The following is a 6,619-nucleotide window of genomic DNA, read 5'->3' as shown; positions in this document are numbered from 1 at the left end:
ATTAGAAGCTCCATTAGAGGCAAAATACGTTGAAACATCTGGATCAACTGTAAAGGCATACCCCATCAACATAATTTCATATTCGCCTTTTTGAGCCAATTCCAAGGTTGTTGGGAAATCATAGGTTGTTTGGACCACATTAAACCCAACTGCTTTTAAGTCTTGTTCAATCAAATTCGCGTATTGTTCTCGAACTTTATTGCCGATCGGAACAACTAAGCGGATTTCTTGAGCCATATCAAAATTAGATTCAGCAATGAGTTCTTTAGCTTTTTCCGGGTCATATGGAGTCGGTTTTAAATCCTCATTTTTATATGGACTAGCTGATGTATAAGCACTCTCTAACACTTCCCCTTCGCCTTTCAACAAATTATCCACGATTTGATGGCGGTTGATGGCGTGAGCGATCGCTTGCCGAATGGAAGTATCCTTAAACATTTCATTGTTGAGTAACGCAAATTGTTCGGAATAACTTGGATTTGTATCGACAGTTAATTCATTGCGTTCTTTCAAAGTAGCTATATCTTGAATCGGTACAACGCCAATGCCGCCGCCGGCATTAGCCTGGATACCGCCTGATTGAAATTCAGTCACCAGATTAGTTCCATTCATAATTCGAATAAAAAGCTGTTTGATTTCTGGAACCCCTTTGTAATACTCTTCATTAGCCGCCAGTTCCAAGTGATCATCTTTTGCGTAGTCTACAAATTTATAACTTCCGCTCGTAACTGTTGGATGTGTTACGAAGTCAGCATTGGCCAACTCTTTTTTTGGAATGTCTTTTAAAATATGCTTTGGTACAATAAAAATTTCAAAGCCTAAGATTTCTTTTAGATAGTTAGGATCCACTGGTGTTTTTGTTTTTAAGGTAACGGTTTTGTCGTCAACAGCCACCAAATTCGGCAGTTCCGTTAACCCAGCTTCCCGCTTCCCAACGTCATCTGTTCCTTCTAATGAAGAGACTGCCATTCCGCGAACCGATTCCACTTCTGGATCAGCGATCAGATTATACGTAAAAACTACATCATCCGCCGTAATTGGCGTTCCATCAGTCCAAGCAGCTTTTTGGTTTAATTTGATCGTGTAATGTTGATTGTCTTCTGTTTCGAAACTGTCAGCCAATGCAGGTTCAAAAGTGAGGGGTTCAGGCATTTCTAATAGACCATCATAGAAAAAACGTTGTGTCCAACGGCCAGAAACGCCGGGAGTGTTTAAAGGATTAAAACTATCGGGAGCATTGGTCAACCCCATATAAAGAATATCTGAAGGTACTTTCTTAGCTGCGTCAGCCTTTTTTTCAGAGTCCGCATTTGTACCGCATGCTGCCAATACCGACAAAACCATTAAATACCCTACCGCTAATTTCCACTTATTTACTAATCTACCTTCTTTCATTTTCCATCCTCATTTCTTTTGATTGCATCTAAATAGCTGCTTTTATTTTGTTTCACCTAAAACAGTCAATGACTGAGCATTTGACAGCATATTCCCCCAACTTGAGGTCGGCGGGCGAACTCCCATCCCTAAGAAACTAAGCGAAGCTTCCGTTAAAATCGAGTTGGCAATTCCGAAAGTTGCGTTGACCAAGATGGGCGACAGTACATTCGGCAATATTTGTTTAAACAGAATATGCGGAGTTGAGTGTCCTACTGAAACAGCTGCTTGAATAAAATCGGTGTCTTTGATCGACAGCACACTTCCTCGAACTAAGCGGCACACTGTCGGCCAGCCAAGCAGTCCCAATACAATCGTCACTGTCCAAATACTTGGTCCGACCAAACTGACCAAAACTAAAATAACCATAAAGTAAGGAAAAGACATAAAAACTTCTGTAAGCCGCATAATAAATGCATCTGTCAGGCCGCCGAAGTAACCAGAAATCAGTCCTAAAGTTGTTCCGATGGCGATGTAAATCGCCACTGATCCTAAACCTACAATCAAGGACACGCGAGCTCCATAGACCAAGCGACTAAAAACGTCTCTTCCTACTTCATCTGTTCCTAATAAAAAATCGCTATTCGGAGCCGTTTCAAAAAAACCGGTCGTTTCGTAAGGAGAGTAATTCACGATCAAAGGCGCAAAAACGGCCATTAAAATCACAAGCCCAAAAACAATCAAACCGCCCATCGCTACTTTATTTCGCATAAATCGCTTGGAGATGGTTTTAAGATAGCCTTCATCTTGTGATACCAGCATCCGTTCTTCTGCTTCTTGTTCCAGTTGCTCCATTCTCTTTGTCGAAACTAAATTAAAATTAGCTGCCATTTACTCCTCTCCTTTCAATCGTATTTTATTCTTGGATCCACTACAGCATAGAGAATATCCGTTGAGATATTAGCGACTAAAACCGCAATAGCCGACAGCAAATTGATGGCCATCAATACTGGGTAATCTCTAGAGTTGATCGAAGTGATCATCAATTGGCCCAAACCTGGCCACTGAAAAATTTGTTCAGTAACGACAGCTCCTCCGATCAACTTAGGGATATCCATCCCAATAACGGTGATAATTGGAATCAAAGCGTTGCGAAATCCGTGTTTCGTTAAAATGTCTCTTGTTTTCAGCCCTTTAGCAGTGGCTGTCCGTAAATAATTTTCGCCCAAAACATCGATCATACTCGATCGGACGTAGCGGATCATATTTCCTGAAATGCTTGTTGCTAAAACAATCACTGGTAAAACCAAATGCTGAATCCTTTCCAACACTCCTCCATTACCGCCCAAAACTTGCATGCCGCCAGTCGGCAACCATGCCAATTGCAAAGCAAAAATATAAATTAAACCCAACCCTAAGAAAAAATTTGGAACAGAAACCCCTAAGAAAGAACTGCTTGTGATAAAATAATCCACCCATGTATTTTTTTTGACAGCACTATAGATTCCAAGTGGAATAGCTACAAGGTAACCGACTATCAAACTGATGCCCATTAGTTGCAGCGTTGGCGAAACACGGCTGAAAAGAATAGCCGTCACCGGCTGTCTAGTTGAATAAGAAAAGCCTAAATTTCCTTGGATCAAATTAGTGATCCATTTAATGTATTGAACGGGCAACGGCTGATTTAATCCTAAAGCTGTTTTAGTCGCTTCGATTTGTTCTGCCGTTGCATCTGGTGCAACATATAAATCAACCGGGTTTCCAGGCGCCAGATTAATAATAAGAAAAGAAAAAATGGAGACCATAAACAATACCGGCACAGCAATCATGAGTCTTTTTACTATATATTTTTTCATCGAAGGACCTCCTTTTATTCCTATTTGCTTAATCTGCTTTGTTTACTAAATAATCTTCCGCAATCGCTAAGAAAGCTTCTCCAGAACGCAATAGTGCGGTTTCATCAATTTTAAATTTTGGGTGATGGTGAGGGTAGTTCGCCTCAATTGCTGCATTTTCAGCTCCTACATAAAAGAACGTACCTGGTTTTTCTTGTAAGTAATAAGCAAAATCTTCGCCGCCCATTCCAGCTTCCACTTCTAAAACTTCTGTATCTCCAAATTTCGCTTGCATCACTTTGGTTAACCGCTCAGTTTCAAGCGGTGTATTCATTATGGACGGATACCCTCTGGTATAGCGGATTTTGACAGTCCCTTGGTTAGCTGTAGCAATGCTCTGGCTCATTTGGTTGACTTGCGCTTCCATTAAATCACGAACCTCTGGATTTAATGTCCGAATAGTGCCTCGCAATACAGCTTTATCCGCAATAATGTTATTGGCTTCGCCGCCTGCTTGAAACCCAGAAAAAGTTACTACTGCTGGTTGTACAGGGTCGACTTGACGACTGACTAGTGTTTGCAAAGTTGTTACGATTTGTGTACCGATCATAACTGAATCGACTGTCGTATGAGGAGCAGCTCCATGTCCGCCTTTTCCTTGAATCTGCATTTGAAAAGAGTCAGATCCAGCTGAACCATAAGATGAACTATAAGCAATTTTGCCTGCTTCTAGATTAGACATGACATGAATACCAAAAACATAATCGACGCCCATCAAGCAACCTGCTTCAATCATACTTTTCGCTCCGCCCGGGACAACTTCTTCCGCATTTTGATGCAGCAAAACTACATTTCCATGTAAATCTGCTTTGTGTTTGTTTAAAACTTTTGCAACACTTAAGAGCGAAGCAGTATGACCATCATGTCCGCAAGCATGCATAATTCCGGGATTTTTCGATTGGAAAGGGACATCCGTTTCCTCATGGATTCGTAAAGCATCAAAATCTGCTCGAAAAGCAATCGTAGGGCCAGGATGATCCCCATAAATTTTAGCAACGATTCCATATCCATTGCCTACGTTCGTTTGAATATCTTCAATTCCCATTTGCTGCAATTGGGTCACGATAAATGCTGCTGTTTGCTCTTCTTCAAAGGAAGGCTCTGGGTACTCATGCAAGTGCCGTCTCCATGCGACCGTTTCATCAAAATTCGCTTTTAATTCTTCTGTCCATTTTTCATAACTCATTCCATCCGCTCCTCACAAATTAAGTTGTTTTTATTCTGCTGCTGTTTCAACAACTGTTTTTTTCTTTACAGGTACTTCTGATTGTTCTAACAAGTGGTGTTCTGCGATTGCTAAGAATGCCTTTCCGCCTGTTAACAATGCCCGCTCATCAATATCGAACTTAGGATGATGATGCGGGTAAATAATCCCTTTCTCAGCATTTCCTGAATTAACAAAGAAAAATGAACCAGGTTTCTTTTCAAGAAAATAGGCGAAATCTTCACCGCCCATTCTTAATGGAGTGGATTCTACTGCTTCAGCACCGAATTTTTTGCTGAACAAGTTTTGTACAACTTCTGTTTCAGCTGGATGATTATAAACTGCAGGATATCCTTTTGTGTAAGTGACGGTACAAGTCGCCTCATACGCTGCACAAATGTGTTCCGCCATCGTTTTTATTTTTTCTTCAAGCAGATTGCGCAACGCTGGCTCAAAGGTTCGAACCGTTCCTTTTAAGCGTGCTGTATCTGGAATGACATTGTTCGCTTCACTTCCAGCTTGAAAAGTCGAAATGGTCAACACACCTGCATGCATCGGATTTTTTGTACGGCTGATAAGTGTCTGCAGCTGATTGGCTAAATGAGATCCGACGACAATTGGATCAATCGATGTATGAGGACTTGAACCATGACCGCCTTTTCCTTGAATCGTGATTTCAAAAAAATCTGCTGCCGCCATAGAGAAGCCGCTACAGTATTGAACTTTTCCATATTCTAATGGCGACCGTAAATGCAGCCCATAAACGTAATCAACGTCTGTTAAAGCACCATCATCGATCATTGCTTTTGCTCCACCCGGCAACATTTCTTCAGCGTGTTGGAAGATAAAAACGACTTCGCCTTTTAGTTCTGCTTCAAATTGTTTTAACACTTTTGCAACACTTAACAGAATTGCAGTATGTCCATCGTGACCACAAGCATGCATAATCCCGTCATTGACGGAAGCAAAGGGCAGTTGTGTTTCCTCTTGAATACGCAAAGCATCAAAGTCTGCTCGAAAAGCGATTTTAGGTCCTGGTTGTGCACCTACCAAACGTGTAACCAGGCCTCCGCCACCTACGTTCGTACGGATATCTGTATAACCAAATTCAGTTAAATTATCAAAAATATAGGCTCTTGTAGCCGTCTCTTCAAAAGAGATTTCTGGATAGCGGTGCAAATGTCGTCTCCAAGCAACCGTTTCATCAAAATTATTTGCCAAATGCTCTTCCCATTCGTTATACCCCATTTAAGTTCCTCTTTTCTTTTTTTATTTCTATTAACCTCTCAGCTGTTTCGTTCTTCGTTCCAATGTCAGGTTTTCTAACCTTTCTTCTCATTCAAATAAGAAAAATAGCCATTTTCCACTTTTTTAAAATGTTTTTTTAAATTCTACCGGTTAAAATGATAAAAGTCAAACTATATTTTAATCTTTTTCTAATTAAAATAACCAATTACCTCTAAAAATAAAACGAATGTAAGGAAACCTAACAACAGTCATTCTTAGTACGCTAATTTATTTCTTTTTTGCTTGATTTAAAGTCCATGTTTCGACATCTGTTAATGAACCAGGCCAAAAATCAGTTATTCCGCCATTCAAGGTTTTATTTTTGACCACGATATCCAATGCAGAATAAAGCGGTACAATAAACATGTCATCTTGCCAAATTTCTTGCGCTTCATCATAAATCACTTTTCGTTTTTCTGGGTCGGTTTCGGCTAATCCAGCTTCTAATAGAGCAGTATTTTTAGGGTTTTCATAATTCGAATAGTTAGAGACACCATCCGGCCCAACATAATTTGATACATCCGGATCAATGTTCAACGCATAGCCGTACATCATCAAATCAAAATCGCCCGCACGCCCTTTTTCCATAACGGTTGGGAAATCAAAATTAGATAGTTTGATTTTAAACCCTACAGCTTCCAAGTCTTGTTGAATCAAAACAGCCGATTGTTCTCTGACTTTGTTGCCGACTGGAACAACAATTTCTATTTCTTGGTTCATATCAAAATCTGATTTCGCAATCAACTTCTTAGCCAAATCTGGATCGTATGCTGTTGTTTCCAGTTCTTCATTTTTATAAGGACTGACAGAAGTATACATACTATCAACGATCTCCCCTTGGCCAGCCAATAAACTCTCC

6 protein-coding genes are annotated in these 6,619 nt (G+C 40.4%); all 6 read right to left on the bottom strand.

All coding sequences use genetic code 11. The features are described from left to right. Window positions 1-1,395: ABC transporter substrate-binding protein (locus RT405_RS11445; RefSeq protein ID WP_313469785.1), on the bottom strand; the 1,395-nt coding region annotated here is incomplete at its 3' end. 42 nt (window positions 1,396-1,437) lie between these two features. Further along, entirely contained in the window at window positions 1,438-2,265 is an 828-nt protein-coding gene (locus RT405_RS11440) for an ABC transporter permease (RefSeq protein ID WP_313469783.1), read from the bottom strand. Window positions 2,266-2,279: 14 nt separating this feature from the next. Next, window positions 2,280-3,230, bottom strand: a complete 951-nt coding sequence (locus RT405_RS11435; RefSeq protein WP_313469780.1) for an ABC transporter permease — start codon at window positions 3,228-3,230, stop codon at window positions 2,280-2,282. A gap of 28 nt (window positions 3,231-3,258) precedes the next feature. Continuing rightward, the gene (locus RT405_RS11430; protein ID WP_313469778.1) at window positions 3,259-4,455 is read right to left on the bottom strand and encodes an amidohydrolase; all 1,197 of its coding nucleotides are present in this window, start codon (window positions 4,453-4,455) and stop codon (window positions 3,259-3,261) included. A 30-nt stretch (window positions 4,456-4,485) separates the two neighbouring features. Continuing rightward, window positions 4,486-5,721 (bottom strand): amidohydrolase, encoded by a 1,236-nt coding sequence (locus RT405_RS11425; protein ID WP_313469777.1) that lies wholly within the window; start codon window positions 5,719-5,721, stop codon window positions 4,486-4,488. Between the two features lie 267 nt (window positions 5,722-5,988). Continuing rightward, on the bottom strand, window positions 5,989-6,619 hold a 631-nt coding region (locus tag RT405_RS11420; RefSeq protein ID WP_313469776.1), incomplete at its 5' end, for an ABC transporter substrate-binding protein.

Source organism: Carnobacterium sp. (assembly GCF_032094055.1).
In the GTDB taxonomy this organism is placed as follows: Bacteria; Bacillota; Bacilli; order Lactobacillales; family Carnobacteriaceae; genus Carnobacterium_A.
The sequence above is the reverse complement of the archived record's forward strand: the minus strand, read 5'-3'. Positions and strand labels throughout refer to the sequence as shown.